The organism is cf. Phormidesmis sp. LEGE 11477, assembly GCF_015207105.1.
GTDB lineage: Bacteria > Cyanobacteriota > Cyanobacteriia > Phormidesmidales > Phormidesmidaceae > Phormidesmis.
In genome coordinates, this window is record NZ_JADEXO010000094.1 from 1 (window position 1) to 25,093 (window position 25,093).

Sequence of the window (25,093 nt, forward strand, 5' to 3'; positions counted from 1 at the left end):
GAAGAAGAGATGGTGCTACCCACCGGAACCACTGCCGGAGAGGTGCGCGATCGCCTAATTACCGATCACCCCACCCTCTCTAAATGGAAAGAACTCACTCGCTTTGGCATCAATCTACAGTTCGCGCAAGCCTCCACAACTCTTGAAGACGGCGACGAACTCGTTTTGATTCCACCTGTTAGCGGCGGGTAATGCTTCTACTTACAAGGGTTGTTGACTAGATTGAGGTCAACTCTAAATAAAAACGCCTCGTAGTCCTGATTCTCTTGGAACCAGACCTGTTGCTTCTGAGCGTAAAACCAGTCGTAGATGGTTTCTCCCCATGTACTTTCTACTTTATCGGTATTGCCCTCGCCCCCACCTGCTAGATGGGCAAACCAAGCTTTTATGGCCTCATCCGTCGCTGCAAATCCGGTTCCCGTTACTAGCTCTCCTGTCTGTAGCTGAGGAATATTGTTCAAAATCATACCCACAACCCCAGTTACTCTCTCTTTATCCGTAAAACACAAATCCTCGAGATAATCTAGTTCGTAAGCATCATATCTTTCTCTCGTCCAATTGTCAGAGACCAAATTCTCGAAGCCTTCGACACTTGTAGAGAAGTTTGTATACGCTGCTAATTTCTCGCTACGTCCGATGTTGGCTGGATCAGAGAAAACTTGTGGAGTGGAAGAAACTGGCTTGTTAGGCTTGTTAGAAACTATAGGATCAGAGAAAGCAGAATTATCTGGAGAAACAGGATCAGGTGTATCAGTCGAGATCTGCTGTGGTTCAGAGGTTAGGTCGGGCACTGTTTGTACTTGAAGCTGTGGGTCTACTTCTGATGCTGGCAGCGGCTCGGCGACGGGTAATTCGGCAGTAGGGGCTTCTAGTAGCAAATCCGACTCATCTGGCAGATCTGGTACCGACTCAGCAGGCAGTACCGACACCTGAATAGAGTCTAGTGTCAGCTCCTCTACTTCTTGGGGAACTTCAGCCTTTCGAGGTACGGGTACAAACAGACCCAGCGCATGCAAACCCAGGGACAATAGGAGCAGAGGGCTGAGCCAGCGCATTATTTTTGGACGTTGAGGACTAACTGAAGTCATGCCTTAGCTTGACATAATCCAAAAGAGACGGCGACCGGCAAATGGCCAATTGCACAACTGAACCTTGCACTATCTGAACCTTGCACTATATAGATCCTGCACAACTGGATCCTATACAGCTAACAGGGAATTCAGACCCTTGAGCTTTGTATAGCCTAGAAGTTTGCCAACCTGCAAATAAGCCTACAAATAAAGAGTGCTCTCCAATACATTATCAGATGTACTATCGCTACCCAGGGAAACTTTTCTCTATGATGAATGCTGGCTATGGGTAGTTAGCTATGAGAAAATCTCGCGCGTTTCTAAATTTCGTACTGGCCCTATGCTGCTTACTCGGCTTGCTGACCATACAGCAACCTGGTTTATCCATACGTCATACAGCCAGCGTCGCTATCAAAGAAATTGCACAACTCCCCGACGGTCCTACAAGACCCACGCAGCAGATGTCTACTCAAACAGAGCTTACTCAAACAAAGCTACTAAGCGATCCCTTTTTACAGTCACCAACGGCATCTTCTGTACAGGTCGTTTGGTTTACTGAGTTCGAGGGCGTACAGAACTTTGTAGAATACGGTCGTGGCAATAGAGCTGATGCAGTGACAATGCCGCTCAGCCAAGCCTATGAAGATAGCGCTTCTCAGGTGGAAGACCGGACGTATGCGGAACTGACTCGCCGTGATATTTGGAAACATGAGGCCACGGTCAAAGACTTGGCACCCAATAAAAGGATTCGCTACCGAGTAACCAGCGTACCTGCCGACAGGCAAGCCGTACACAGCGACTTTTTTACGCTCTCACCAGCGCCTACCACAGGGCAGCCGATCAAAATTCTACTGACCTCTGATCATCAGCTCAAGCCGATGGTCCCCGCTAACTTACAGAAGGTCGCAGGGACGGTGGGCCGAGTCGATGGCGTGTTTTTTGCGGGTGATCTAGTCAATGTGCCAAATCGCGCGTCCGAATGGTTTGATAGCGCGAAGGGACTAGCGCTTTTTCCTGGTTTGCAAGGGCGATCGCAGTACGCGCTAACCAAAGATGATGTCACCACGATATACGAAGGCGGTGAGATCATTCAGCACGCGCCGCTTTTCCCCGTCATTGGCAATCACGAGGTAATGGGTAGATCGTCTGGTACAGACTCGCTTAACCAACAGTTTGAAAACACGCTACCTCGCGAGCTAGTCAACCAGTTTTATCCACCACCTGAGAATGTGGAAGAGTCAGGCTGGATAGAGGATCATAGCTACAATACTCGAACCTATGAGGAAATATTCTCTCTACCGACAGCGCAGATACCGAATGGAAAAGAAACCCAAAAGTACTATGCCGTGTCTTTTGGGGATATTCGGCTGGTGAGCTTGTATGTGACGCAGATATGGCGATCGCCCGCCCTCAGACAAAACGCCAAAGGTCGCTATCGAGAGCGGGCAGCAGATCTAGAGTCGCCAGAAAGCTGGGGCTACGGTCAGCACATCTTTGAAGATATTCGCAAAGGCAGCGTTCAATACCAGTGGCTGCAGCAAGAGCTCGCGAGTGAAGAATTCCAGCAAGCCAAATACAAAATTGTGATGATGCACCATCCGCCCCATACGCTAGGCGGCAATATTGTCCCAGCGTTCACCGATCCGGTGATGGTCAAAAATGTGGCAGAAGACGGCAGCTTGCGCTCAGTACAGTACGAATATCCGATTGAAGAAGATTATATTATCCGCGATTTGGTGCCGCTATTGGATGAGGCGGGCGTGCAGCTTGTCTTCTACGGTCATTCTCATCTATGGAATCGGTTTGTCAGTCCGACAGGGATGCATTTTCTAGAAACGTCTAATGTGGGCAACAGCTACAGCGCGCATTTGGCTGGAGATCCTCGGGCTGTGCCAACCGATGAAGCGGTGGAAGCAGCAGGCGACCTCATGCCTTTTCAGTCGGTCTACAGAGCGACGGGCGATCCTAACGGTTTGACACCAGTTGTGCCGACAATTGCGCCTTTGGAAGACGATAAGGGGAACCCGCTGCCGTACATCGCCAGTAATGATATCACCAGCTTTACTATCTTCGAGACGCAGAGCGGTGTGCTGAGTAGCTATTACTTTGATACTCGCCTACCCGAGTCTGAGGCTGTGAAGTTCGATGAGTTTAGGCTAACGCCACGGAACGAACAAGGCTCATTAGAATAGAGAGAGTCTATGCACGGGATAGAAGATGAAGTCTTTTTACAGGCTGGCAGTAGGTGTCTGTATAGCTTTGGTGATGCTGAGTCTGATGGCAAATCTATGGTCAAACCCGGTCAAGGCGTCGTCTCCACTGAATGAGTCTAGGATTCGGCAGCTAGAGTTTCAAGTGCGATCGCTCCAAAATCAGATCAGCCAAATTCAATCGCGTCCTACAGGTGGATCGACCAGCGCTCCGCCCGTCGCCCCCATACCTGCCGAGGTCTTCGATGGCCCTTCGCCCCAAGAGCAGTTTGATAACTTAGCAACGCTAGTCATCGAGATCAACCAGCGAGTGCAAGCGATAGAACAACAGCTATCCAATTAGCCCTATCCAATTAATCCAAGAGCAGCAGCAGGGTTGAGGTTGGTTCAGCTAGTCTTACCACTCACAGACTTTTCTCTCTTTTCACTTTTCAAAAAGAGCCTAAAGTAGATTGCCTGAAAAATCTCTTTGATCGGAAAGAAAAAATAGGTCAGCGGGTTGATGGTGACAATAATATTGCGAATATCCCGCCTAGCTAGGAAAAGAATCATCCGAGCGATCGCACTCGCACTCATCACGCCATAGGGGTTCAAATTACTCTTGAACGGGCCCAGCACCAGCTTACGAATCACACAGGGGGCATCGGTTCGGCGCAGGTTGATCAAGTCTCCGATCAATCGCTTAGAAATCTCATACAGCGGGCTAAAAGCAGGATTTACCTCCGCTTCTGATGTGTTCACCCACACTTCTTTAGTCGCTCTGCCCGTGCGGTTATCGACCGTTTCTAAGAAAGTCTCCATCAATCGCCAGGCCGAAAGCGCATTGACTTCTAAAGACTGTTCAATCGCCTGAGCAGAGCTTGCGCCCATGACGTTGACGCCGTGGTTGATGATCAGGATATCTATCTTCTGCAAAACTTCCTTAAGCTCGCTTTCTTTGCCTGCCTGCCAGGAAAAGACTTTCACCGCGCCCGGAATCTCTCGGTTCGAGGTCGTCAGCGCAATCGGTTTTGCGCCAGCTTGGGCTAATGACTGAATCAACGCCCGGCCCAAAGTACCCGATGCGCCAGTGACTGCAACAGATTTACCCTTGAGCGAAAGCGCCGTACCGAGAATCTTGTCGCTGATCGGGAAAAGACCCGCGTAGTAGGCGCTAGTATCATCAAAGTGGTGCCGCCAGTGGTAGGTACGATTCACTCGCCAGTAGCCAGGAATGCCCGTCAGCGGGCCGGGCTCGTGGGTGAGATCGGTTGCGCCAAACAGACCGCGCGATCGCATCACAGCCGACACCAGAAATCCGGCGGCATACAGCACACCCGCCCACAGACCCGGCGTCTGCGTAGCCAGCGCTGCGATCGCCATCACCCCCATCATAAAGATCGATTCTGGCGCATCGTTGTAGAGCTGCGCTTTCCGATAAACCTCGGTGCTAATCGGCGAAAAGTCTTTTTTGTAGGCGCGGTGATGCCAGCCGTGCAGGCGCTGAAGCGGTGCCCACTGATGGCTCAGCACGTGATAAAAGTCTCGCACCATCTCCACGATAAAGATAGCCGCGATCGCCCACACTAGCTGAGCGCCGTAATCCGCCAGCGACTCTGAAGCCAGCCGCCCAAAGCCGAACTCGAAAGCACTCAATAACCCTGCCACCATAAAACTGCTGCCTTTGAAGCTGCCGACCTTAACGTTACTTCAAAAACAATGGTAAACCGTTATCACAGAAAAAGTCCGCCACATCCTTAAGATATGGGTATTCAGAATATAGGATATTTGGTTATGCAGAATCCAGGTATTCTTTTTATCAAATAACATTGCTGAATTTTTGCCCGTTTCGGTGATACTTCTAGCTAGCAACCTTCGCTACTTCAGGGAGATTCCTTGGTATGACAGCCGCGCTACACGAACAAGAAAAGATTAACCGCGCCAAGGCAATCAACTACGGTGAAGTCTCCGCTATTCCCGAAGTTTGGCCAATTGTCGCCGCTAAGTATGGCAACCACCTGGCCCTATACGATCCGCATACCAACCCAGAGACTAAATATACCTACGGTGAGCTAGCGGCATCGATCGCGCAGTTTGCAGCCGGGTTGCAGCGCTTAGGCGTGGTGCCCGGTGAGGCGATCGCCCTCTTTTCAGAAAATCGCCCTCGCTGGATGGTGGCAGACCAAGGCATCATGACCGCTGGCGCGATCGACGCAGTGCGCGGTGCCAACTCAGATAAAGCTGAGCTGCTGTTTATCCTAAATAACAGTGACAGCATTGGCCTAGTCATTCAAGATCTGAGCGTGCTCGATAAGATAGCCGGTGATTTGGGCGAGCTAGGACTACGCTTTATCATTTTGCTCACTGATGAAGTAGCCGCGAGCGAGACAAACTTAGGCGGTGCCAAGCTATTAAACTTTTCTGATCTGATGGCACTCGGGGCCGAGCAGGGTGCGCCAACGCCAGTGCAGCTAGAGCGCGATCGCACGGCCACGTTGATGTACACCTCCGGCACCTCTGGTATGCCCAAAGGCGTCATGCTGACTCAAAGCAACCTGCTCTCACAGATTGCCGGGGCTAGCAGCGTGGTCAATGTCGGCCCTGAGCAAAAAGTGCTCAGCATCCTACCGATTTGGCACTGCTACGAGCGCTCGTTTGAGTACTTTGTGCTCTCTCAAGGCTGTACGCAGATCTATACCAACATCCGCACAGTCAAAGCCGACTTTAAAGAACACAGCCCGCAATACATGGTGGCTGTGCCCAGACTGTGGGAATCAATTTACGACGGCGTTCAAAAGCAGTTTCAAAGTCAGCCAGAAAGCAAGCAAAAGCTGATTCGATTCTTTCTAGACAAAGGCCAGGAGTACATCACAGCGAGGCGAACGCTATCTGGGTTGAGACTAGATAATCTGACTAGCTCCACCGGAGAAAAGCTAGCAGCCACGTTGAAACTAGCCTATCTATGGCCAATCTATCAGATAGGCGATCGCATCGTCTTTTCAAAGATCCGCGAAGCCATGGGCGGCAAAGTTGACTACCTAGTCAGCGGCGGCGGCTCGATTGCCGACTATCTAGAAGACTTCTACGAAATTGTTGGCATTCCGATTCTAGGCGGCTACGGCCTGACCGAAACATCGCCCATCACTCACGTTCGCCGGCCCTGGCGCAACCTGCGCGGCGCAGACGGTCAGGCGCTACCCGGCACCGACACCGCTATCGTCGATCTCGAAACCCGCCAGCCCATTCCTATTGGCAAACCTGGACTGGTGCTGCTGCGCGGCCCTCAAGTGATGAAAGGCTACTACAAAAACGCCGAAGCGACGGCCAAGGTGATCGATTCAGAAGGCTGGTTTGACACAGGCGATCTAGGTCGGCTGACGGATTGGGGCGATTTGATTATCACTGGCCGCGCCAAGGACACCATCGTCTTGACCAATGGCGAAAATATTGAACCGACGCCAGTCGAAAATGCCTGTCTGCGTAGTCCCTACGTCGATCAAATCATGCTAGTTGGCCAGGACCAAAAGTCGGTAGGAGCGCTAATTGTGCCAAATAAAGAGGTACTAGAAAAATGGGCGGCTTCTAAAGGCATCTCTATTGAAGACCTCAACAGCAAGCCGATCCAAGATCTGTACAAGCAAGAGCTCAGGCGCGAGATTTCAGCCCGGCCTGGCTATCGCCCCGATGAGCGCGTCGGTCCGTTTGTTTTGTTAGAAGAGCCTTTCACCATAGAAAACGGACTGCTGACACAGACGATGAAAGTGAAGCGGCCTAAAGTGCGCGATCGCTATCTTGGAACTATCGATGCTCTTTATGCACAGTAGCTTTTTCCAACGTTTCTCAGATGCATTCTCATAGAGAAGGCTGCGCCTACGAGAAAGGCGAGTCACTTAGCCTGTTGCTGTTTTACATGCTGCTTTACATAAGGCTTTCAACCTAAAACCGCTATCTCAGCCAAATGACCAACGCTACGAATAGCGTTGCTAATTATCAAGTTCAAGCCGCGTTGTGCCCAGGCTTTTGCTCTGGCAACAGGCGCTGATTGCTAGGTCGGCGCTGACTAGGAGGCTGCACATGGGCAAATATTTTCTTGATGTTAGATAGCTTAGCGATCGCATCATCGTTATCCGCATAGCGCTCGCAAACAAACTGAATCAGATCATCTATCGTGCATGGGTTGGTACTACCGCCGTTCCAGCTATGAAACTCGTTGTGAACAGAGCTTTCTATAGTGATGATGTTGTCTATAACCGTCGCTAGATGAGGGTAGTACTGCGAAGAAAAGATATGATGCCCCGCGAGTGTAAAATTGCGGTTATTCTTCGTCAGCTTTATCGACGTGATCTGACAGGTGTCCTTATCTCGCTTTCTAGCAGCTTTTTTAGCTCTCTTAATCTGATTTTGACGACTTTCTTGTTCTGAGATAATAGCTTTAAAGGCTTTCCTACCTGCCATGTCTACAGCTTTGCACCATTCTCGTCGATCTTTGCTGGTCAGAGTTTTCGACAGGTTTTCGCTGAGTCGGTAAAAGCCACTAAGTGAGTAGTACCGCACGCCCTCAATATCATCGAAGTCAACGCCTATCTGTAGCGGCAGATCAGAACGACGTAGCGCCTCAAATGCCTTGTTTAACCTGGCGTAGCTAGTACTCAAAATGGCAACTGTATCCTTTTTTGACAGGAAGTGCCTGCCATTGCGTGGCGTCAACGACGAGCTATTTTCGTGAACGGTTCTTTGAACGAACGCATTGCGAATCTTTTCTTTGTGGTGAGTGACAAATTCGCGAATCTTGTCCCAGATAGACTTTTTCTGATGAGTATCGAGGTACTTGGCGATCGCAAACGCACCCTGAGCCGAAAAGATTCGATTTTTCCAAACTTGGTTGCTGTATTCAAAGTGGTCGTGCTCTTTCAGATCCCACTCGTCATCAGGATCAGAATCGAAAAATTCGATCACTTCATCTAGCTTTTCGACTGAAATTTCAAGCGCGGCGGCTAGCTCCTTCTCTTTAATTGTGAACTTTGAACTTCTTCGTCCCACGCTACGCCTCCGCCGCAATGCTGCGATACATCAAGTTGATCCGCTCAAACATGCGATCGCTACCCGACTCTGAATTATCAGGGTGATATCGCTTGCTGAGCTGCCGATAGGCTTGCTTGATATCTTCATCACTAGCGGTCTTGGCATCTAACCCAAACACCTGCCAAGGCCGAAAGTATTTGAAGATATCAATGCCATTGATACAGTCATCACCAACTTGAGCATCTTCACCTGGCAGTACGCCGACAAACTGGCGGTAGAGCTGCTCCCAAGACTTCTTCAGGCGTAGGTTCAGCTTGTCTATGCCGTCCGTTGCCATCTTGAACGCGCCAGACTTACGCAATCCGGCTGTATCTTTAACTTCAAAGTGTTCTAGAACAGCTTTTTTAAGCTTGGTCATAGAAAGCGCTTTTGGTTTTTTTGTTCTCTGATTCTTGAGAACAAAAATTGCAAACTCTTCTAAAATCTGAGCGCTAATGCCTTCTGATTGCGAAAGGCTATTAATTTTATTGAAGATGGCTGGACTTATTGATTGTTTTGCCATGGCGATCTCTCCGAGATAGAGCCGTCGAATACACCCTAGTTTTTGTACATAGCAACAGGGATAGTTTCAGTTTGCCCGCTCAGTGTTAATCAAAGGAGCGTAGCTACCTATCTTCAACCAAGCTTTCTAACAATCCACTAGTCCCTAAAGATTAAATAAATTAGATATGTTTGAGGCGACTTTCACGCGAAACTGTCCTGATGCTAGAACGCAAGGCTGAACGTAATTTATTCGTAAACCTACTGTTCTAGGCTCCCTCTGCTTAACAGCTTCGAAATAAGATAACTAATGTTGATGGGTGGGCATGTTTGCTAAGCGGACTCATCAGCTACCTTTGATCAGTCACTGGTAACAGCTAGTCTGATTTGACCAAAACTGATTGAATAGTTTGAAGTCCTCAATATTACTTACTTAGCTCGTCATGGATGTCTCTCAGTCTCAGCTACTGCTCAAGCGCGTCATCAATATCAAAGCAGTGGTCACGCCATTGTGGAAAGAAGAAGCCCAAAAGCAGTTACAAAACCAGCTCAATCAGATTGATGGTCGCCTGCAGCAGCTAGAAATGCAGAGCCAGCGGATCTTGGCTGAAATGCAAAAGCAAGGTGCGAACCCACCTCCCGACGCTGCCGTTTCCCAGCAGATCAGCAGCGTTCAGGCTAAGCTCAACCAAGACAAAGGCCAGCTACTGCAGCAGAAAAACCAGCTACTGCAGCAGCTTCAGCAGGTGCAGACGCTAGAAATAGATAAAGAAGTAAGTCAGGGCCAAATTGATAGCTTCTTCCAAGTGGGCGTCGGCGATCATCTCATTAAGAAGATGCAGGTCGAAATCTTGTTAAAAGACGGCATCGTGCAGGATATTCGCGGCGAACTGTAAGAGCGGCCCACAACGGGATACAATTAGGCGCTAGCATTTGCTAGCGCTTTGCTGTTGTCCACCGAAACCTCATCTATGATTCGCGAAGTTTTCATGCCTGCTCTTAGCTCCACGATGACTGAGGGAAAGATTGTCTCTTGGGCTAAGGCGGCGGGTGACAAGGTTGAAAAAGGCGAAACCGTTGTCGTGGTTGAATCCGACAAGGCCGATATGGATGTGGAGTCTTTCTACGAAGGCTATCTAGCGGCGATCGTCACCGAAGCAGGCGAGATGGCTCAGGTAAATGATGCGATCGCCTTCCTCGCCGAAACCGAAGACGAGATCGAAGCCGCCAAACAAAAGGCCGCCAGCCTAGCGAGTAGTTCTGCCCCTGCCTCGGCATCGACCGCCACCTCGACCGCCACAGCGAGCCCGGTCACACCAGAAACCCTGCCAGCCACGGCCACCATGACTAGCGCCCCGTCGCCCGTCGTCGCCGCTACCCCAAGTAACCAGAATGGCAGCACAGCTTCTACCTCTGGCGGATCTGCCTCTGGCCGCGTCATTGTTTCGCCTCGGGCTCGCAAGCTAGCCAAACAGCTCAAAGTCGAGCTTGGCACCGTTCAGGGCACTGGCCCCCATGGTCGCATCGTCGCGCAAGATATTGAACTAGCAGCAGGCAAGACGCCAGCACCGACCCAACAGCCAGCAGCACAGCCAGCAACTCAGCCAGCAGCGCCCACCCCAGCAGTTGTACCCGGTGCTTCCAAAGCTTCAGCCCCCGCAGTATCCCCGACCTCCGCAGCGCCCGGCGAACTCGTCGCCTTCAACACTTTGCAGCAGGCCGTCGTCCGCAATATGGACGCTAGCCTAACGGTGCCCGTCTTCCGCGTCGGCTACACCATCACCACCAACGAGCTAGACAAGCTGTACAAGCAGATCAAGCCCAAAGGCGTCACTATGACCGCGCTATTGGCCAAAGCCGTCGCCGCCACTTTGACCAAGCACCCGGTTGTGAATGCCAGCTTTGCACCGAGCGGCATTCAGTACAGTAGCAGTATCAACATCGCCGTCGCCGTGGCGATGCCAGATGGTGGATTGATCACCCCAGTGCTACGCGGCGCGGATCAGATGGATATTTATTCACTTTCTCGTACTTGGAAGGATTTAGTCGCCAGATCTAGATCCAAGCAGCTCGCACCTGAAGAATACAATTCCGGCACTTTCACACTTTCTAATCTGGGCATGTTTGGCGTCGATAGCTTTGATGCGATCTTGCCGCCGGGTCAGGGCTCCATCCTGGCAATTGGCGGTTCTCAGCCAAAAGTAGTGGCTACCTCTGATGGGATGATGGGCATCCGCAATCAGATGCGGGTAAATATGACTAGCGATCATCGCATCATCTACGGCGCAGACGGTGCGGCTTTCCTCAAAGACCTGTGTGATTTGATCGAGAATAACGTGCAGTCTTTGACACTCTAGAAGCAATAAAAAGAAGGTATAGCAAAAGAAAAGAAAGTACAGCAAAGCGTGGATGCATACTCTTCGAGAAAGCAAAGCCCACGCGCTTTGTCTTGGTGAGCATTTCCTAGCGCCGTATGGCGACTCGGGGTTTTACCGCTGCTGTGGCACTTTGCACTGTAGAACAAGGGGTGTAGCCTTTGGCATAGTTCAACTTTAAAGGCGTTAGGATAACACTTTCATTACTAGCCAAAGCTCTAGACGCCTTTCCTAACAGGAATTTAGGCTCTATGTAAACTAAAAAGTGTTATCTGCCGCTGAACCACGCCAGCAGCCATGGAAAGAGTTGGACTCATAAGGGGGCGACCACAGTAGTCGTTGAACGACAAGCCTTAGCCTATGAGATCGCTCTCACTTGTGAGGTGTGGACTAGAACTTTATTCAATCAGTTCCTTGAGCGCCTCATTGGATTGTCACCTCAACCTCAGGATATTCTCACCTTGCATTCAAGTACTCTCATTCTTCGTATTCCGTCAGGTCGCATCATATGGCTCAGTTGGGTATGGAGACAATAGAATCCGAGAAAGGGCACTTTCACGTGTTTTCTTGAGAGTCCTGTCCTTTTCATTTTCTCTAGAGATAAAGTTCTATTCAAGACACACTCACAGAAAAGAAAGAATCCTCTAAATATCTACTGAAAACATCTCAAAAGGACTATTCGTAAGATTTTTAAGATTTTTCACGATCGGATATTAGAAGATTGTTCATACCTGATATTCGAGGCATTTGACAAGAAACGTAATAGGTTCGCTTCCTGCCAAAGATGTTTGCCGGGCAATGGTTAAACGCATCGAAGCTTGATAGATTTTGAAAAGTCTTTTCATCTCTCTGAACTACTCCTTAGCCACGGCAGCAGTCTAATTGCGGATCGCGAACAGGATTGGAATCAGAGGCATCTGATTAATTTCAAGTATTACCGCAGTAAAAACATAGGAACAAATTCATGGCTGTTGTAAATCCCTTTGCTCAATCAACATCTGTTTTAGATGGGTCGCAAGAGGTCACTGACGGCGATTCCAACGCTGCGGGCGTCGATAGGCTTATTCTAGGTAATAGTGGTGGAAGTTTGGGCTACGAGCTTATTGTTTCTGGCTTGGACTTTGGTGCTTTCTTGGGTAATGGAAAGCCACAAACTGAGGATACTGGTGACGACGTTGTTGGGCTTCACGTCCATAACGGAAGCCGTGGTGAGAATGGTCCGATTGCTTTCGGTTTGATTGATATCGGACTAGTAGATCCACAGTTTGATGGTCAGGATGTAGACGACATCACTTTCGCTCTCAATTCTGATGGCTCTACGACTATTCGAGGCATTTGGGATGAAACAGATTCAGCTAGCATCGCGCTGAGTCAGTTTGTCGCTGACATTCAAAACGCTGCGCCCGGTGAAGATATTCCGCTCTATTGGAACGTTCATACAAACGACTTCAGAGAGGGGGCTATTCGAGGCCAGTTTTTAGGAGAGAATACGCCTGTTGTTGGAACCGCAGCGGCAGAAGAACTTCAGGGCACCGAAGGCAACGATATTCTCGATGGTCTAGGCGGTGGCGATACGCTAGTGGGACTCGGCGGTAACGATGTATTGATCGGCGGTGGCGGTGCTGACATCAACGATGGCGGAGAAGGCATTGACACCGCTAACTTCAGCAATATTGGCGCACCAGTTACCGCGCTGTTAGGACAAGGACTCGCAAGCTATGTTCCTGCATCCGGTGTTACTGTTATCGACACACTGATTAGCATCGAAAATCTCAGCGGCAGCGAAAATGACGACCAGCTATTTGGCGATAGTGGAACTAATGTCATCGATGGGGGTGGTGGGAATGACCTAGTTGCTGGCGGCGGCGGCGATGATGTACTGCTAGGTAACGAAGGTGATGATGTGCTGCGTGGTGGCGGTGGCAACGATACACTCAACGGCGGTAACGGCAACGATACGGCTGACTTCTCAGATATCGGTTTTGACGTGACTGCTAACTTGGCCAAAGAAAGCGCAAACTATGTTGTTGCTAGTGGTATGAACGTAGTCGACAGCTTAAGCAACATTGAGAATCTCTCTGGTTCTAGCAACAACGACCATCTAACCGGCGACGCTGCTAGCAACCTAATTGCGGGTGCGGCTGGTGACGATACGATCCTTGGTGGCGACGGCGACGATGTGCTGCGCGGAGATGAGATTGGCGACGGGACAGCGCTTGTCTTTACCGTCGAGAACTTGCAGACGGATGGTGGGACATTCTATACGCCGCTTTGGTTGGGTGTACACGATGGAACTTTTGACCTATACGACCGTGGTGGCCCAGCAAGACAGGGGTTGGAACGTTTAGCAGAAGATGGTACTGTTGCGCCTATCTCTGCTGAGTTTGTTGCTGAGCAGCTCGCTGCGGGTGGTGTCGACGGCACTATCTTCGGTGGGCAAGGCGTCCCTGGACCAATTGATCCAGGTGAGACAGCTCAGATTGTTCTAGATGTAGACGACCCTTCTGTTGCCCGATTCTTCACTTGGGGAACGATGGTTATTCCGTCTAACGATGCTTTCTTAGCAACGACTGGCAACCCGCTGGGGGAACCTATCTTCGATGCTGACGGTAACTTCCTCGGGCCAATTACAATCGAGCGCACTGGAAATGATGTTCTCGATGCGGGTACGGAAGTAAATACTGAAGAAGGTGCAGCTTTCCTCAATCAGACAGCACTCGATGAAGGCACACCTGAAAACGGCGTTGTTATAGCGCATCCTGGCTTCAACGGTTCTGAGCGGAACCCTGACGGTACGCCTGTGAATATTCTAGGGGGCATAACTGCGCCAGGTACGGTAACTGATCCGGTTATTGGAGACTTTACTCGAAATGGTGGTGAGGGACTGCTGCTGAGAATTACGATTGACGAGCTTTCCGCTCAAGGTGGCAATGATGTCATTGACGGCGGTTTAGGTGACGACCTAATCGAAGGCGGTGCGGGACGCGATCTGCTAGCTGGCGGACTCGGTAACGATGTGCTCTTTGGTGGTGAAGGCGACGATACGCTAAGAGGGGACCTTAACAACAGAAATCCGCAAGTTGGCGTTGGTGGCAACGATGTACTGCGTGGCGGTGCGGGTAACGACGCCATCGGTGGTAAGGGTGGTAACGATCTGCTCTTTGGTGACGAAGGCGACGATCTGCTCTTCGGGGATGACGGCGATGATATCCTGACGGGCGGTGCCGGTAACGATCGACTACAGGGAGATGATTTCTCTGGTGGTTCCGGTGCTGATACCTTTGTGATTGAAGCAGGTGCGGGTACAGATACGATTGTTGACTTTCAGCTGGGCACTGACTTGATTGGTCTGGGCTCAGGTTTGAGCTTTGCCCAGCTAAGTCTCCAAGGAAATTCAATTCTGTTTGGAGATGAGAGGCTCGCTACGCTTTCGGGCATTCAAACAGCTAGTCTGGCTGAGAGTAGCTTTATTACCATTTAGTTGGTAGCTGCTTAGTCCGGTTTCCTGCTCCTTTATTGAAATCTCGAGGGGAGTGGGCCGAAGTTTTCGTCGAACCGCGTAGTCGGGTAGGTGCTAGAGAGCTATGGCAGTCTCTACCGTTTCTTCACTACTTGATTCTACGTAAAAATGCGTTTACTATTTTCTCTAAGGTTGCGGTGCCGATCGCAGCTTTGCTCAGAACTCAACATGACTTAGCGCGACTGATAGGTGGTGAGACACCTACCAATCGCTAACTCCCAGGATTAACACGCAATCCCGGTCGCTAAGGGTAAATGTACCCTCTAGCTGCCTCTTTTGCATTTCATTTCTTTGGGGCGGCTAAGGATTCGCGGGTTCTGGGTTTCCTGACCTAGCTTTTGACCAAGCTACACACGGAACCCAGAAAAACCATATCCAAGAGGAACAAAATGTTTACCCTTTCTACCCAAGGCGATCAGTCGCCGACAGTTTCACCTGCGATCGCGCCAACAACTGCGACTGAAACCGCACCGCCTAGCGCTCCCCCCACAGCGCCCGTCACCTATACAGAGCCCGTGCGCCTGATGCTATTTGGCAGCCTTAGCGCAGTGCAAACGACGATCAAACAAATCCACCTGCATGGCTACGCCGAGCCAAATGATTGGAGCCAGCCAATCTCTACAGGTCGCCCGAATGAAGTGATGGCGATATTAACCAAACGGGTGAGCGTGGGATAGTGATTCGGTAGGTTGCGCTACAGGCTGTGTGATTCTCGGTATATGTCGCCAGACACGTACCGCAGTTCGAACGCAGCCTCCACGGTTTGAGATAGCTTGATAGAGCGAAGCGATCGCGCAGGACAGCTAAGGCTGCAAACTTTCAATCATCTTCAGGTTTGCTCTCAACCAAGCGTTTACCAGAGTCTGCACATCTACCCCGTTCTTCTCCGCTATACGATTTATCTGATCATTGACATCAGGTTCTAGATGAATTGGGAAGCTGAACTCTGCCTGAGCGTTGTAAAACTTACCGCGCTCTCCCTTAGAGAAATCATAGCTATCCTTCATTCGTCACCGTCCTCATATTGAAGAACTTCTGCTTTATTGGCTTTTCTAGCTGAGATGATACGGATATTACAGATGCCTTGATCAATCTTCTCGAAGGTATGTACGACTACTCGAAGAATACCACTGCTATCTATTCCCAGCGTAATCCAGCGGTCTTCATTTTGACTATGTTGATCATCGTAGATAGAGAGCTGGCCAGGATCTCTGAAGACAGTTGCCGCCTGCCGAAAAGACAGATTGTGCTTTCGACGATTGATAGCGTCCTTTCGCGCATCCCAATCAAAACTGTATCTCAATTAGTAGAGCCTCCCAAGAGAATTGCACTGCCCCCTGTTTGCTAACGATAAATCGTTGACGCTCTGTTCTAAACAGCCTTGCGTTCGGCAATTCTAAGCTTTGCAGAACGCGATCGCGCATTCTCTCTCACCTCTTCATCCGTCGCCACTAGCGGCTTTTTAGTAATAATCTGTAGCCGCTGATCGCCTCTATAGGCATACTTCACAATTCGATCTTCCAAGCTGTGAAAGCTGATGATCGCCAGCCGCCCCCCCGGATTTAACCAGTCAGGCGCTTTGCTCAGCAGTTCCTTGAGCGCGTCAAGCTCTCCGTTCACCGCAATTCGCAGAGCTTGAAACGTCCGCGTCGCTGGATGAATTCGCCCGTGCCGCGCTTTGGCCGGATACGCCCCTGCCACTTCCCAAGCCAGTTCCGTGGTCGTACTAAATGGCCGTTTCTCAACGATCCGCCGGGCAATTCGCCGAGATAGCCGCTCTTCGCCATATTCGTAAATGGTATCTGCGATCGCCTTCTCATCCCAGTGGTTCACAATCTCCTTTGCCGTCAGCGCCTGCGTACTATCCATCCGCATATCCAGCGGCGCTTCAGCCCGAAAGCTAAAGCCTCGCTGCGCCTGATCTAGCTGAGTAGAGCTGACGCCAATATCGGCCAGAATGCCGTCGAACTTGCGGTCATCCGGCTGGTAGCGTGAGAAGTTTGTATGGATGAATGTCGTGTGATCGCTCCATGCTTTTAGCCGTTCTTTGGCCGCTGCGATCGCCTGCAAATCTTGGTCGAGCGCCACTAGTTCGACATCTGGCGCAGCTTTTAGGATCAGCTCACTGTGCCCCGCGCCACCTACCGTAGCGTCCAGATACCGCCCGCCCTCTTCTATCTGCAGGCCCGCTAACACCTGCTCACTTAGTACAGGAACATGAAAAAAAGGCTGAACGCTGCCGTCTTCGGATATAGCATCAGATGTAGCTTCGGCCATATTAAATACCACTTGAATACCACGCAAAATAGGCACTGCTCTGTATAATCAGGCAAATTAGTGCTTTTGGATGTTGAATCTTAAAAGTAAACGTACGACAATAAGGATACAGACGAAACAAGCATAAGGACGCCTGCTAAGCAATGGCTACGACACTGCAAACCAAGACCGAACCCATGGTTATCAACATGGGTCCTCACCATCCCTCTATGCACGGGGTGCTCCGGCTGATCGTGACGCTTGACGGCGAAAACGTTATCGACGTCGAACCCGTGATCGGCTACTTGCACCGTGGCATGGAAAAAATTGCCGAGAACCGGACAAACGTCATGTTCGTCCCCTATGTCAGCCGCTGGGACTATGCAGCAGGCATGTTCAACGAAGCTATTACCGTCAACGCGCCTGAAAAACTAGCCGACATCGAAGTACCCAAGCGCGCCAGCTATATCCGCATGATTATGCTGGAGCTAAACCGGATTGCCAACCACCTGCTCTGGCTTGGCCCGTTCATGGCCGACTGCGGCGCAACCACGCCCTTCTTCTATATCTTCCGCGAACGCGAGCTGATCTATGACCTGTGGGAAGCCGCTTCCGGGGCGCGATTGATCAACAACAACTACTTCCGCATTGGTGGCGTTGCTGCCGATCTGCCCTACGGCTGGACCGAAAAATGCGAAGACTTTTGCGACTACTTCGATCCCAAAGTTGACGAGTACGAAAAGCTGATCACCGACAACCCCATCTTTCGCCGTCGCGTAGAAGGCGTTGGCACCATGTCGCGAGAAGATGCGATTAACTGGGGCTGTTCGGGGCCAATGCTGCGAGCCTCTGGGGTGAAATGGGATCTGCGTAAGGTCGACCACTACGAGTGCTATGACGAACTCGACTGGGACATACAGTGGGCCACTGAAGGCGATTGCTTTGCTCGCTATATCGTGCGGATCAACGAAATGCGCGAGTCCGTGAAAATCATTCGTCAGGCGATCAAAGGCTTGCCCGGTGGTCCGTTCGAGAATCTAGAAGCCCAGCGGATGGCAGGCGGCCCCAAGTCTGAATGGAATGACTTTGACTACCAGTTTGCAGGCAAGCGGATCGCACCGACGTTCAAGATTCCTGAAGGCGAGCACTACGTCAGAGTAGAAACGGGTAAAGGCGAAGTGGGTGTCTACATCATCGGTGAAAACAATGTCTTTCCCTGGCGATGGAAGATTCGCGCAGCAGACTTCAACAACCTGCAGATCCTGCCTAACTTACTTAAGGGCGTGAAGCTGGCGGATATCATGCCAATTCTAGGCAGCATTGATATCATCATGGGTTCTGTAGATAGATAGACAAACCCCACACAAAACAGCTGAAAACAAACTACGAACAAAAAAGGAGAGGACTCAGCTTTGAAGTGTCCTCTCCTTTTTCTATGCTTTTTTCTCTCTTCTGCAGCCTGCCGCACTTTGCTGTATCTTTTGCTATATCTATAGATACAGAGGTTCCTAACTGTATAAGATACGCTTTTGAAGCTGTCTCATAGCTTCGCTTTTATGAAACGGTTTTCTTCTTTTATCAGTGGGTTCTCTTTGATAGTTTGCATGGCAGCCGCAGGCGCTGCTGAGCCTGCGGATACGCGACTAGCGCAAGCCGATGTAACTGATCTTGAAACGCTGGTAGACACACCCACCACTCAGAAGGCGCTCAAGGTTGGAACCAAAGAGATTGTCCCCTTTGTCTTTTTAAATGAGGAAGTGCCCTACGGGTTTAGCGTTGAGCTATGGAATAGAATAGCCGACGACCTAGGGCTTCAGACTGAATGGGTCCGGTATGACTCTGTCGGTGACATGCTAGAAGGGCTCTCGGACGGCCAGATAGATACGGCGATCGCGGGCATCTCAATTACGGCGAAACGAGAATCGCAGCAGATCGATTTTACCTATCCCTTCTATCGATCGGGGCTGCAGCTAATGGTCCGCGCCAAATCAACCAATCCAATCGCATTGATGGTATCTGGCCTGTTGAGCTGGCGGTTTTGGCAACCGATGCTGCTGGTGCTGGCAACTAGCGCTGGGGTAGGCATCCTGGTGTGGATGGTAGAGCACGAGCACAATGATAAGTTCTCCGGTAGTCCGATTGAAGGCATCGGTCAAGGCATATGGTTTTCGATTGTGACCCTAGGCACCTTTGGCTATGGTGATGTCACACCTGATAAGCTGCCGGGGCGAATCATTGCAGTGGTATGGATGGGGGCAAGCTTTTTTATTGTGGCTGATTTTATTGCCTCTTTGACCGTAGGGCAGCTATCGACTAGTCAGCTCTCTATTGAGGATCTTCGAGGTGAGAAGGTGGCCGTAGTCGATGGGACTACTGGGGAGAGATATACGCGATCGCAGCCAGTCGAGGTCATTGAATTTAAGCTATTCGATAGTGCGCTGGCCGCGTTAGAGTCCGGCAGCGTAGAAGCGATTGTCCATGACTATCCCACCCTCAAATATATTGCCAGCCGCGATCCTGATACTTTTGAACTAGCGGGCGCGCCGCTGACGCAAGAGGACTACGGCGTGGCCTTTAGAGAAGGAGCTGAGATGGCGGAGATAGTCAGCCAGGAGATTCTTGAATTGCAAGAACAAGGATATCTGCGATCGCTGCGAGAGAAATGGTTTGGCTCAAGTCGCGACGAACGTTGAACCGTTACGCTTTTGCTCGAACTACAAACACCTGTCGGCTGAAACGGCCTTAGAACCGTACCTTATGCAGTTAGGAATACAGTTAGGGATCGCTATATTGATTACACATCGTCAAATTTCGTTTTTGCTTTGTCAAATGCGATCTGAAGTTCACTCCAGGCCGACTCTACGCCTACCTTCATTTCTTCCCAGGCATTTTCCGCTGAGCCTTTCATAGACTCTAGCTTAGCGGCTAACTCCGTTTGCTTGACCTGTAGCTCGTCGAGCTGCTCTTGATACTTTACCTTCGCATCGGCCTTTGCGATCGCCGCTTTGGCCTTTAGCGTTTCGACTTGGGCATCTAGCGCCTTAACCCTAGCTTCAACGGCTTCTTGATAGGCCGATTTCTCTGATTTAGCAGACATAAGAGATTACCTCTAGTGAGAATCAGATCTTAAGAGTATCGTCTTTATAGAAAAAAACCATGCAATTTATCTTGCGCGAATCGGATTGCAGCGCTATACAGGTAGCTGACCGTGCCCAAAAAGAGAGAGTGTATTGCTCAAACTGTATGACTTCTATTGATAGGCTCAGTGTTTGTCTGAGCCGTTCTCGATCTAAACCGCTCTATCTAGACCACTCTATCTAGACCACTCTATCTAGACCATTGAGCGATTTTAGGAGAGCATCAATGCTTTAAGAAAGTAGAAGTATTTTAAAACACAGTAAGAACAAGACACCGTTTATACACTTTGGGCAAAAGCACAGCTGTCACTGCAAAGAACACCATGACTGCCATTATTTCCTCTCAAGCTTCTGAGTCGATCGCTTCACTTGATATCACGCCACCCTCCGAAGATGAGCTTAGAAAGATAGATGCCTATTGGCGGGCTTGCCACTACCTAGCAGTTGGCATGATCTATCTGCGTGAGAATCCGCTGCTCAAAGAATCTTTGATCAAAGAGCATGTAAAGCATCGGCTGTTGGGCCACTGGGGGGCTTCTCCGGCTTTGAGCTTTACCTACGTTCACTGCAACCGCCTGATCAAGAAGTACGATCTGGACATGATCTTTGTCGCCGGGCCAGGTCATGGTGCGCCAGGTGTACTAGGTCCAGTGTATCTAGAAGGCACCTATTCGGAGATCTATCCAGACAAAAGCGAAGACGAAGAGGGGATGCAGCGCTTTTTCAAGCAGTTCTCTTTCCCTGGGGATATTGGTAGCCACGTTACCCCAGAGACGCCTGGATCAGTTCATGAGGGCGGAGAGCTAGGCTACAGTCTTTCTCACGCCTATGGCACAGTCTTAGACAATCCCGATCTAATCACCTGCTGCGTGGTCGGCGATGGAGAATCTGAGACGGGGCCGCTGGCCACGGCTTGGCACTCTAATAAGTTTATTAACCCCGCTCGCGACGGCGCTGTTTTACCTGTTTTGAATCTGAACGGGTACAAGATTGCCAATCCTACGATCTTTGCCAGAATCTCTCACGAAGAGCTGGAATATATGTTCCGGGGCTATGGCTATACCCCCTACTTTGTAGAGGGTAGCGACCCGGCCCAGATGCACAAAAAGATGGCTGAAACTATGGAAGCGTGCATCATCAAGATCAAAGAAGTGCAGCGCGAGGCGAGAGTCAATGGCGGCACCGAGCGACCGCGCTGGCCGATGATTGTGCTGCGATCGCCCAAAGGATGGACTGGCCCCGAGACAGTCGATGGCAAAAAAGTAGAGGATTTTTGGCGATCGCACCAGGTGCCGATGGGCGGCATGCACAGCAACGAAGACCACCTGCGAAAGCTAGAAGCGTGGATGTGTAGCTACAAACCCGAAGAACTCTTTGACGAAAACGGCACCCTCGTCCCTGAGCTCAAAGAGCTAGCACCCACTGGCGGTCGCCGGATGAGTGCCAACCCTCATGCCAATGGCGGTATACTCCGCAAAGCCCTGAAAATGCCTCGTTTCCAAGACTATGCCATCGAAATGGAGCGGCACGGCGTAGAAGAATACCAAAACACGAAAGTGCTAGGTCTGCTGATGCGCGATATCTTTCGCGATAATCCTGACAACTTCCGGTTGATGGGGCCCGACGAGACCGCTTCTAATCGACTGCAAGATGTCTACGAGGTCACCAAGAAAGTATGGATGGCCGAGATCTATCCTGAAGACGAAGACGGCGGCCAGCTTGCCCGCGATGGCCGCGTTATGGAGATGCTAAGTGAGCACACCTTACAAGGCTGGCTAGAAGGATATCTACTAACTGGGCGGCATGGGCTATTCCACACCTACGAAGCCTTTGCTCACGTTGTCGATTCCATGTTTAACCAGCATGCCAAGTGGCTAGACGTCTGCAAAAATCATGTGCCGTGGCGACAGTCGGTTTCTTCACTGAATATCCTGCTCTCTTCACTGGTATGGCGGCAAGACCACAATGGATTTAGCCACCAAGACCCAGGCTATGTAGATTTGGTGACCAACAAGAATCCAGACGTTGTCCGAGTTTATTTTCCACCGGATGCCAACTGCCTGCTCTCAGTCGCTGACCACTGTTTTCGCAGCGTAGACTATATCAACGTCATCATCTCTGACAAGCAAAAGCATCTACAGTACCTGCCAATGGATGAGGCAATTCGGCACTGTACCAAAGGCATCGGGATTTGGGACTGGGCCAGCAACGACGATTGCGGCACCGAGCCGGATATGCCTGACGTGATCATGGCCTGCTGCGGCGATATTCCTACCAAAGAATCTTTGGCCGCAACGGCAATTTTGCGAGAAGAATTTCCAAACTTGAAAGTGAGATTCATCAACGTGGTTGACTTGTTCAAACTCGTCTCAGAAGGAGAGCATCCGCACGGACTATCGAATCGAGACTTTGACTCTCTCTTTACCAAAGACAAGCCAGTCATCTTCAACTTCCACGGCTATCCCTGGCTAATTCACAAGCTGGCGTATCGTCGATCTAATCAAGATCGCATTCACGTGCGCGGCTACAAAGAAGAAGGTAATATCAACACGCCGCTAGAGCTGGCAATCAACAATCAAATTGACCGATTTAATTTGGTCATTGATGTGATCGACCGGGTGCCTTCACTTGGCTCGGCAGCAGGTCATGTAAAGGAGCGAATGAAGAACAAGATCATAGCGTGTCTGACCTATGCCCACGAGCATGGCACAGACCCAGAAGAGCTAGTGAACTGGAAGTGGCCCTATTAGATCCGCTTTATTTAGGGAAATTCTCATCTGGTGAGTCAAGCCCATGACTATGCTGAGGAGACTTATCCATCAGCAACAGAATCTTTTCCTCAATGAGCCTATCTCTTTATTTTTTGCGCCATGGAGAAACCACCCATAGCCAAACGGGTGGTTTCTGCGGCTTCTTGGACCCGGAACTCACAGCTTCTGGGCAACAGATGGCGCAAGCCTTTGCGAATACCTACAAGCAGCAGCCTTGGGAAGCAATTTTTTGTAGCCCAATGAAGCGGACGATAGCCACGGCCAAACCGCTATGCAATGCACTAGGGATAGAACCGCAGCTGAGAGATGGGCTCAAAGAGATTAACTATGGCAAGTGGGAAGGCAGTACGCAAGCGGAGGTCTGCAAACAATACGCTGAAGAATACATGCGCTGGCAAAGAGAGCCCGCGTGGAATCCACCGACAGCAGGCGAGACAACGATTCAAATTGCCAGTAGAGCGTCTTTGGTGATTGCTGAAATAGAAGAGAAGTATACAGATGGAAATGTTTTAGTGGTTTCTCATAAGGCCACCATTCGGATTATCCTGTGCAATCTGCTAGGCATCGATCTGGGGCGGTATCGCGATCGCATTGATATGCCCGTTGCCACCGTCAGCGTTGTCAAATTCGACACCAACGGACCAATGTTGCAAAGACTAGGCGATCGCAATCATTTACCCCAGCAGTTGCGCGATCGCGAAGGAACCTAAGCCCGTTCACCAGCGGCTGTTATGAAAGTCTCATGAAAATATTTGTTCTCAATGCCGGTTCTAGCAGTCAAAAAAGTGCTCTCTACGAGGTTTCAAACGCGGCCCTACCAGACAAAGCACCTGAACCGCTATGGGAAGGTCAGTTAGACTGGCTAGCAGACAGCTCAGCTCAGCTTGTTATCAAAACTTACGCTGGAGAGAAACACTCGGAGACTATAGAGAAATCATCTCGCCAAGAAGTTCTTCTCTACCTGCTAGAGCGGCTGTATCAAGGTTCCACTAAGGTAATTGAACAGATCTCAGAGATTGACATCGTTGGCCACCGAGTCGTACATGGCGGTGCAGACTATCAGTCTAGCGTCGTGGTTACCCCTAGCGTCAAACAAACTATCCAAGCACTGACTGACCTAGCCCCTAACCACAATCCAGCGAACTTAGAGGGCATTGAGCTAATGGAGCAGCTACTGCCAGATATCCCTCAAGTCGCCGTCTTTGACACTGCTTTTCATAGTCAAATGCCCTCGGTTGCCAGCACCTATCCCGGTCCCTACGACTGGGTAGAACAGGGCATTCGTCGCTATGGATTTCATGGCATTAGCCATCAATACTGCGCTCAAAAAACAGCCCAAATTCTTAAGCAGGAATTGAACAGTCTACGGCTAATTACCTGTCATTTAGGTAACGGCGGCTCGCTCGCGGCTGTCAAAGAAGGGAAAAGCATTGATACCACAATGGGATTTACGCCGCTAGACGGCCTGATGATGGGAACGCGATCGGGCGCAGTTGATCCAGGCATCCTGATTCACTTGATGCGCCAGGGAATGACCGGAGATCAGCTTGATCGACTATTGAACAAAGAGTCCGGTTTGCTGGGAATTTCAGGCGTATCGCACGACCTGCGGGCAGTACAATCTGCCATTCAACAGAACAACCCACGAGCCCAGCTCGCCAAAGACCTCTATCTATATCGGCTAAAAGCCTGCATCGGATCGATGGTGATGGCTTTGGGCGGAGTGAATGCGATCACATTTGCAGGCGGCATCGGTGAAAATTCAGACTGGCTGCGGCTATCGGTATGCGAGTCGATGGAATTTTTGGGGCTAAAAATAGACAATCAAAAGAACAACAGTTCACCCGTTGATACAGATATTGCCACCAGTGATTCTAAAGTAAGCGTCTTGGTAATTCATACTCAAGAAGATTGGGCGATCGCCCAAGAATGTTGGCAGCTTGCTAAAGACAACAATCTAACCAACTCTTAATGCATACGTGTTTCTTCGAGTTTACATCCACTTATGGAGTTGCGGCTAAATAACATACCGGACGCTCTTTCTGACATCTGCATGTGGCATACATATCGAAAACCCCTCTCTTGGTGGACATTCCCCGTCTTGGTAGGCGTTCCCTAGCGCCGTACGACGACGCGGGGTCCTACCCGACGCGGGCTTCCACCGCTCCCTCACGGTTCCCCTGGGGAACCAAGTCCCGTATTCCTATATACAT

22 protein-coding genes are annotated in these 25,093 nt (G+C 50.3%); 14 read left to right on the forward strand and 8 right to left on the reverse strand.

What is annotated here, in order from left to right; all coding sequences use genetic code 11:
* The coding region (locus tag IQ256_RS21380) for a MoaD/ThiS family protein (protein ID WP_193857726.1) at nucleotides 1–192 on the forward strand (192 nt) is incomplete at its 5' end.
* A 5-nt stretch (nucleotides 193–197) separates the two neighbouring features.
* Here IQ256_RS21380 and IQ256_RS21385 read toward each other — a convergent pair.
* Nucleotides 198–1,088, reverse strand: a complete 891-nt coding sequence (locus tag IQ256_RS21385) for a hypothetical protein (RefSeq protein WP_193857727.1) — start codon at nucleotides 1,086–1,088, stop codon at nucleotides 198–200.
* Nucleotides 1,089–1,369: 281 nt separating this feature from the next.
* Between IQ256_RS21385 and IQ256_RS21390 the strand changes: the two genes are divergently transcribed.
* Together IQ256_RS21390 and IQ256_RS21395 are read left to right on the forward strand one after the other, a co-directional pair.
* Nucleotides 1,370–3,262, forward strand: a complete 1,893-nt coding sequence (locus IQ256_RS21390) for a metallophosphoesterase family protein (RefSeq protein WP_228025140.1) — start codon at nucleotides 1,370–1,372, stop codon at nucleotides 3,260–3,262.
* 25 nt (nucleotides 3,263–3,287) lie between these two features.
* Nucleotides 3,288–3,623: a hypothetical protein gene (locus tag IQ256_RS21395; protein WP_193857728.1), complete on the forward strand. Its 336-nt coding sequence runs from the start codon at nucleotides 3,288–3,290 to the stop codon at nucleotides 3,621–3,623.
* Nucleotides 3,624–3,667: 44 nt separating this feature from the next.
* Here the strand turns inward: IQ256_RS21395 and IQ256_RS21400 are convergent, their stop codons facing one another.
* Entirely contained in the window at nucleotides 3,668–4,930 is a 1,263-nt protein-coding gene (locus IQ256_RS21400; protein ID WP_228025141.1) for a bifunctional sterol desaturase/short chain dehydrogenase, read from the reverse strand.
* A gap of 230 nt (nucleotides 4,931–5,160) precedes the next feature.
* Here IQ256_RS21400 and IQ256_RS21405 point away from each other — a divergent pair, with 230 nt between their 5' ends.
* Nucleotides 5,161–7,083, forward strand: a complete 1,923-nt coding sequence (locus tag IQ256_RS21405) for a long-chain fatty acid--CoA ligase (protein ID WP_193857729.1) — start codon at nucleotides 5,161–5,163, stop codon at nucleotides 7,081–7,083.
* A gap of 172 nt (nucleotides 7,084–7,255) precedes the next feature.
* Here IQ256_RS21405 and IQ256_RS21410 read toward each other — a convergent pair whose 3' ends face one another.
* Both IQ256_RS21410 and IQ256_RS21415 read right to left on the reverse strand, forming a co-directional pair.
* Complete coding sequence (locus tag IQ256_RS21410; protein ID WP_193857730.1) at nucleotides 7,256–8,299, reverse strand: hypothetical protein; 1,044 nt, start codon at nucleotides 8,297–8,299, stop codon at nucleotides 7,256–7,258.
* A gap of 1 nt (nucleotide 8,300) precedes the next feature.
* On the reverse strand, nucleotides 8,301–8,843 hold the full coding sequence (locus IQ256_RS21415; protein WP_193857731.1) for a J domain-containing protein: 543 nt from the start codon (nucleotides 8,841–8,843) through the stop codon (nucleotides 8,301–8,303).
* Nucleotides 8,844–9,264: 421 nt separating this feature from the next.
* Here IQ256_RS21415 and IQ256_RS21420 point away from each other — a divergent pair, with 421 nt between their 5' ends.
* The 5 genes from IQ256_RS21420 to IQ256_RS21455 all read left to right on the forward strand — a co-directional run bounded on the left by IQ256_RS21420 (nucleotide 9,265) and on the right by IQ256_RS21455 (nucleotide 15,393).
* A complete protein-coding gene (locus tag IQ256_RS21420) occupies nucleotides 9,265–9,717 on the forward strand; it encodes a YlqD family protein (RefSeq protein ID WP_193857732.1) in 453 nt (150 codons plus the stop codon).
* Between the two features lie 75 nt (nucleotides 9,718–9,792).
* A complete protein-coding gene (locus IQ256_RS21425; RefSeq protein ID WP_193857733.1) occupies nucleotides 9,793–11,178 on the forward strand; it encodes a dihydrolipoamide acetyltransferase family protein in 1,386 nt (461 codons plus the stop codon).
* A 982-nt stretch (nucleotides 11,179–12,160) separates the two neighbouring features.
* Nucleotides 12,161–14,677 (forward strand): spondin domain-containing protein, encoded by a 2,517-nt coding sequence (locus tag IQ256_RS30230; protein WP_304952612.1) that lies wholly within the window; start codon nucleotides 12,161–12,163, stop codon nucleotides 14,675–14,677.
* Between the two features lie 35 nt (nucleotides 14,678–14,712).
* Nucleotides 14,713–14,931 (forward strand): hypothetical protein, encoded by a 219-nt coding sequence (locus IQ256_RS21450; protein ID WP_193857734.1) that lies wholly within the window; start codon nucleotides 14,713–14,715, stop codon nucleotides 14,929–14,931.
* Between the two features lie 174 nt (nucleotides 14,932–15,105).
* On the forward strand, nucleotides 15,106–15,393 hold the full coding sequence (locus IQ256_RS21455; protein ID WP_193857735.1) for a hypothetical protein: 288 nt from the start codon (nucleotides 15,106–15,108) through the stop codon (nucleotides 15,391–15,393).
* A gap of 126 nt (nucleotides 15,394–15,519) precedes the next feature.
* Here IQ256_RS21455 and IQ256_RS21460 read toward each other — a convergent pair whose 3' ends face one another.
* From IQ256_RS21460 to rsmH, 3 genes are all read right to left on the reverse strand, one after another.
* Nucleotides 15,520–15,723 carry a hypothetical protein gene (locus tag IQ256_RS21460; protein ID WP_193857736.1) on the reverse strand — a complete coding sequence of 68 codons (204 nt, stop codon included), beginning with the start codon at nucleotides 15,721–15,723 and terminating at the stop codon, nucleotides 15,520–15,522.
* Complete coding sequence (locus tag IQ256_RS21465; protein ID WP_193857737.1) at nucleotides 15,720–16,019, reverse strand: BrnT family toxin; 300 nt, start codon at nucleotides 16,017–16,019, stop codon at nucleotides 15,720–15,722. The genes IQ256_RS21460 and IQ256_RS21465 overlap by 4 nt, the downstream gene beginning before the upstream one ends.
* Nucleotides 16,020–16,087: 68 nt before the next feature.
* Nucleotides 16,088–16,993, reverse strand: a complete 906-nt coding sequence (rsmH, locus tag IQ256_RS21470) for a 16S rRNA (cytosine(1402)-N(4))-methyltransferase RsmH (RefSeq protein WP_193857738.1) — start codon at nucleotides 16,991–16,993, stop codon at nucleotides 16,088–16,090.
* 143 nt (nucleotides 16,994–17,136) lie between these two features.
* On the opposite strand from rsmH, the gene IQ256_RS21475 reads away from it, so the two are divergent.
* Together IQ256_RS21475 and IQ256_RS21480 are read left to right on the forward strand one after the other, a co-directional pair.
* Nucleotides 17,137–18,324 carry an NAD(P)H-quinone oxidoreductase subunit H gene (locus tag IQ256_RS21475; RefSeq protein WP_193857739.1) on the forward strand — a complete coding sequence of 396 codons (1,188 nt, stop codon included), beginning with the start codon at nucleotides 17,137–17,139 and terminating at the stop codon, nucleotides 18,322–18,324.
* Between the two features lie 204 nt (nucleotides 18,325–18,528).
* Nucleotides 18,529–19,665, forward strand: a complete 1,137-nt coding sequence (locus IQ256_RS21480) for a transporter substrate-binding domain-containing protein (protein ID WP_193857740.1) — start codon at nucleotides 18,529–18,531, stop codon at nucleotides 19,663–19,665.
* A 101-nt stretch (nucleotides 19,666–19,766) separates the two neighbouring features.
* Here the strand turns inward: IQ256_RS21480 and IQ256_RS21485 are convergent, their stop codons facing one another.
* The gene (locus IQ256_RS21485) at nucleotides 19,767–20,069 is read right to left on the reverse strand and encodes a hypothetical protein (protein ID WP_193857741.1); all 303 of its coding nucleotides are present in this window, start codon (nucleotides 20,067–20,069) and stop codon (nucleotides 19,767–19,769) included.
* A 363-nt stretch (nucleotides 20,070–20,432) separates the two neighbouring features.
* Between IQ256_RS21485 and IQ256_RS21490 the strand changes: the two genes are divergently transcribed.
* The 3 genes from IQ256_RS21490 to IQ256_RS21500 all read left to right on the forward strand — a co-directional run bounded on the left by IQ256_RS21490 (nucleotide 20,433) and on the right by IQ256_RS21500 (nucleotide 24,852).
* Nucleotides 20,433–22,859, forward strand: coding sequence for a phosphoketolase (locus IQ256_RS21490; RefSeq protein ID WP_193857742.1), 2,427 nt, complete (start codon nucleotides 20,433–20,435; stop codon nucleotides 22,857–22,859).
* Between the two features lie 92 nt (nucleotides 22,860–22,951).
* Nucleotides 22,952–23,590 carry a histidine phosphatase family protein gene (locus IQ256_RS21495; protein ID WP_193857743.1) on the forward strand — a complete coding sequence of 213 codons (639 nt, stop codon included), beginning with the start codon at nucleotides 22,952–22,954 and terminating at the stop codon, nucleotides 23,588–23,590.
* Nucleotides 23,591–23,622: 32 nt separating this feature from the next.
* Complete coding sequence (locus IQ256_RS21500) at nucleotides 23,623–24,852, forward strand: acetate/propionate family kinase (protein WP_193857744.1); 1,230 nt, start codon at nucleotides 23,623–23,625, stop codon at nucleotides 24,850–24,852.
* Nucleotides 24,853–25,093: the final 241 nt, after the last annotated feature.

Excerpts from the sequence above, each read along its gene's own strand:
- IQ256_RS21500 (WP_193857744.1), top strand. The coding sequence starts at position 23,623 with ATGAAAATATTTGTTCTCAATGCCGGTTCTAGCAGTCAAAAAAGTGCT.
- IQ256_RS21480 (WP_193857740.1), top strand. The coding sequence starts at position 18,529 with ATGAAACGGTTTTCTTCTTTTATCAGTGGGTTCTCTTTGATAGTTTGC.
- IQ256_RS21425 (WP_193857733.1), top strand. The coding sequence starts at position 9,793 with ATGATTCGCGAAGTTTTCATGCCTGCTCTTAGCTCCACGATGACTGAG.
- IQ256_RS21405 (WP_193857729.1), top strand. The coding sequence starts at position 5,161 with ATGACAGCCGCGCTACACGAACAAGAAAAGATTAACCGCGCCAAGGCA.
- IQ256_RS21420 (WP_193857732.1), top strand. The coding sequence starts at position 9,265 with ATGGATGTCTCTCAGTCTCAGCTACTGCTCAAGCGCGTCATCAATATC.
- IQ256_RS21490 (WP_193857742.1), top strand. The coding sequence starts at position 20,433 with ATGACTGCCATTATTTCCTCTCAAGCTTCTGAGTCGATCGCTTCACTT.
- IQ256_RS30230 (WP_304952612.1), top strand. The coding sequence starts at position 12,161 with ATGGCTGTTGTAAATCCCTTTGCTCAATCAACATCTGTTTTAGATGGG.
- IQ256_RS21395 (WP_193857728.1), top strand. The coding sequence starts at position 3,288 with ATGAAGTCTTTTTACAGGCTGGCAGTAGGTGTCTGTATAGCTTTGGTG.
- IQ256_RS21415 (WP_193857731.1), bottom strand. The coding sequence starts at position 8,843 with ATGGCAAAACAATCAATAAGTCCAGCCATCTTCAATAAAATTAATAGC.
- IQ256_RS21475 (WP_193857739.1), top strand. The coding sequence starts at position 17,137 with ATGGCTACGACACTGCAAACCAAGACCGAACCCATGGTTATCAACATG.
- IQ256_RS21400 (WP_228025141.1), bottom strand. The coding sequence starts at position 4,930 with ATGGTGGCAGGGTTATTGAGTGCTTTCGAGTTCGGCTTTGGGCGGCTG.
- IQ256_RS21455 (WP_193857735.1), top strand. The coding sequence starts at position 15,106 with ATGTTTACCCTTTCTACCCAAGGCGATCAGTCGCCGACAGTTTCACCT.
- IQ256_RS21460 (WP_193857736.1), bottom strand. The coding sequence starts at position 15,723 with ATGAAGGATAGCTATGATTTCTCTAAGGGAGAGCGCGGTAAGTTTTAC.
- IQ256_RS21495 (WP_193857743.1), top strand. The coding sequence starts at position 22,952 with ATGAGCCTATCTCTTTATTTTTTGCGCCATGGAGAAACCACCCATAGC.
- rsmH (WP_193857738.1), bottom strand. The coding sequence starts at position 16,993 with ATGGCCGAAGCTACATCTGATGCTATATCCGAAGACGGCAGCGTTCAG.
- IQ256_RS21485 (WP_193857741.1), bottom strand. The coding sequence starts at position 20,069 with ATGTCTGCTAAATCAGAGAAATCGGCCTATCAAGAAGCCGTTGAAGCT.
- IQ256_RS21385 (WP_193857727.1), bottom strand. The coding sequence starts at position 1,088 with ATGACTTCAGTTAGTCCTCAACGTCCAAAAATAATGCGCTGGCTCAGC.
- IQ256_RS21390 (WP_228025140.1), top strand. The coding sequence starts at position 1,370 with ATGAGAAAATCTCGCGCGTTTCTAAATTTCGTACTGGCCCTATGCTGC.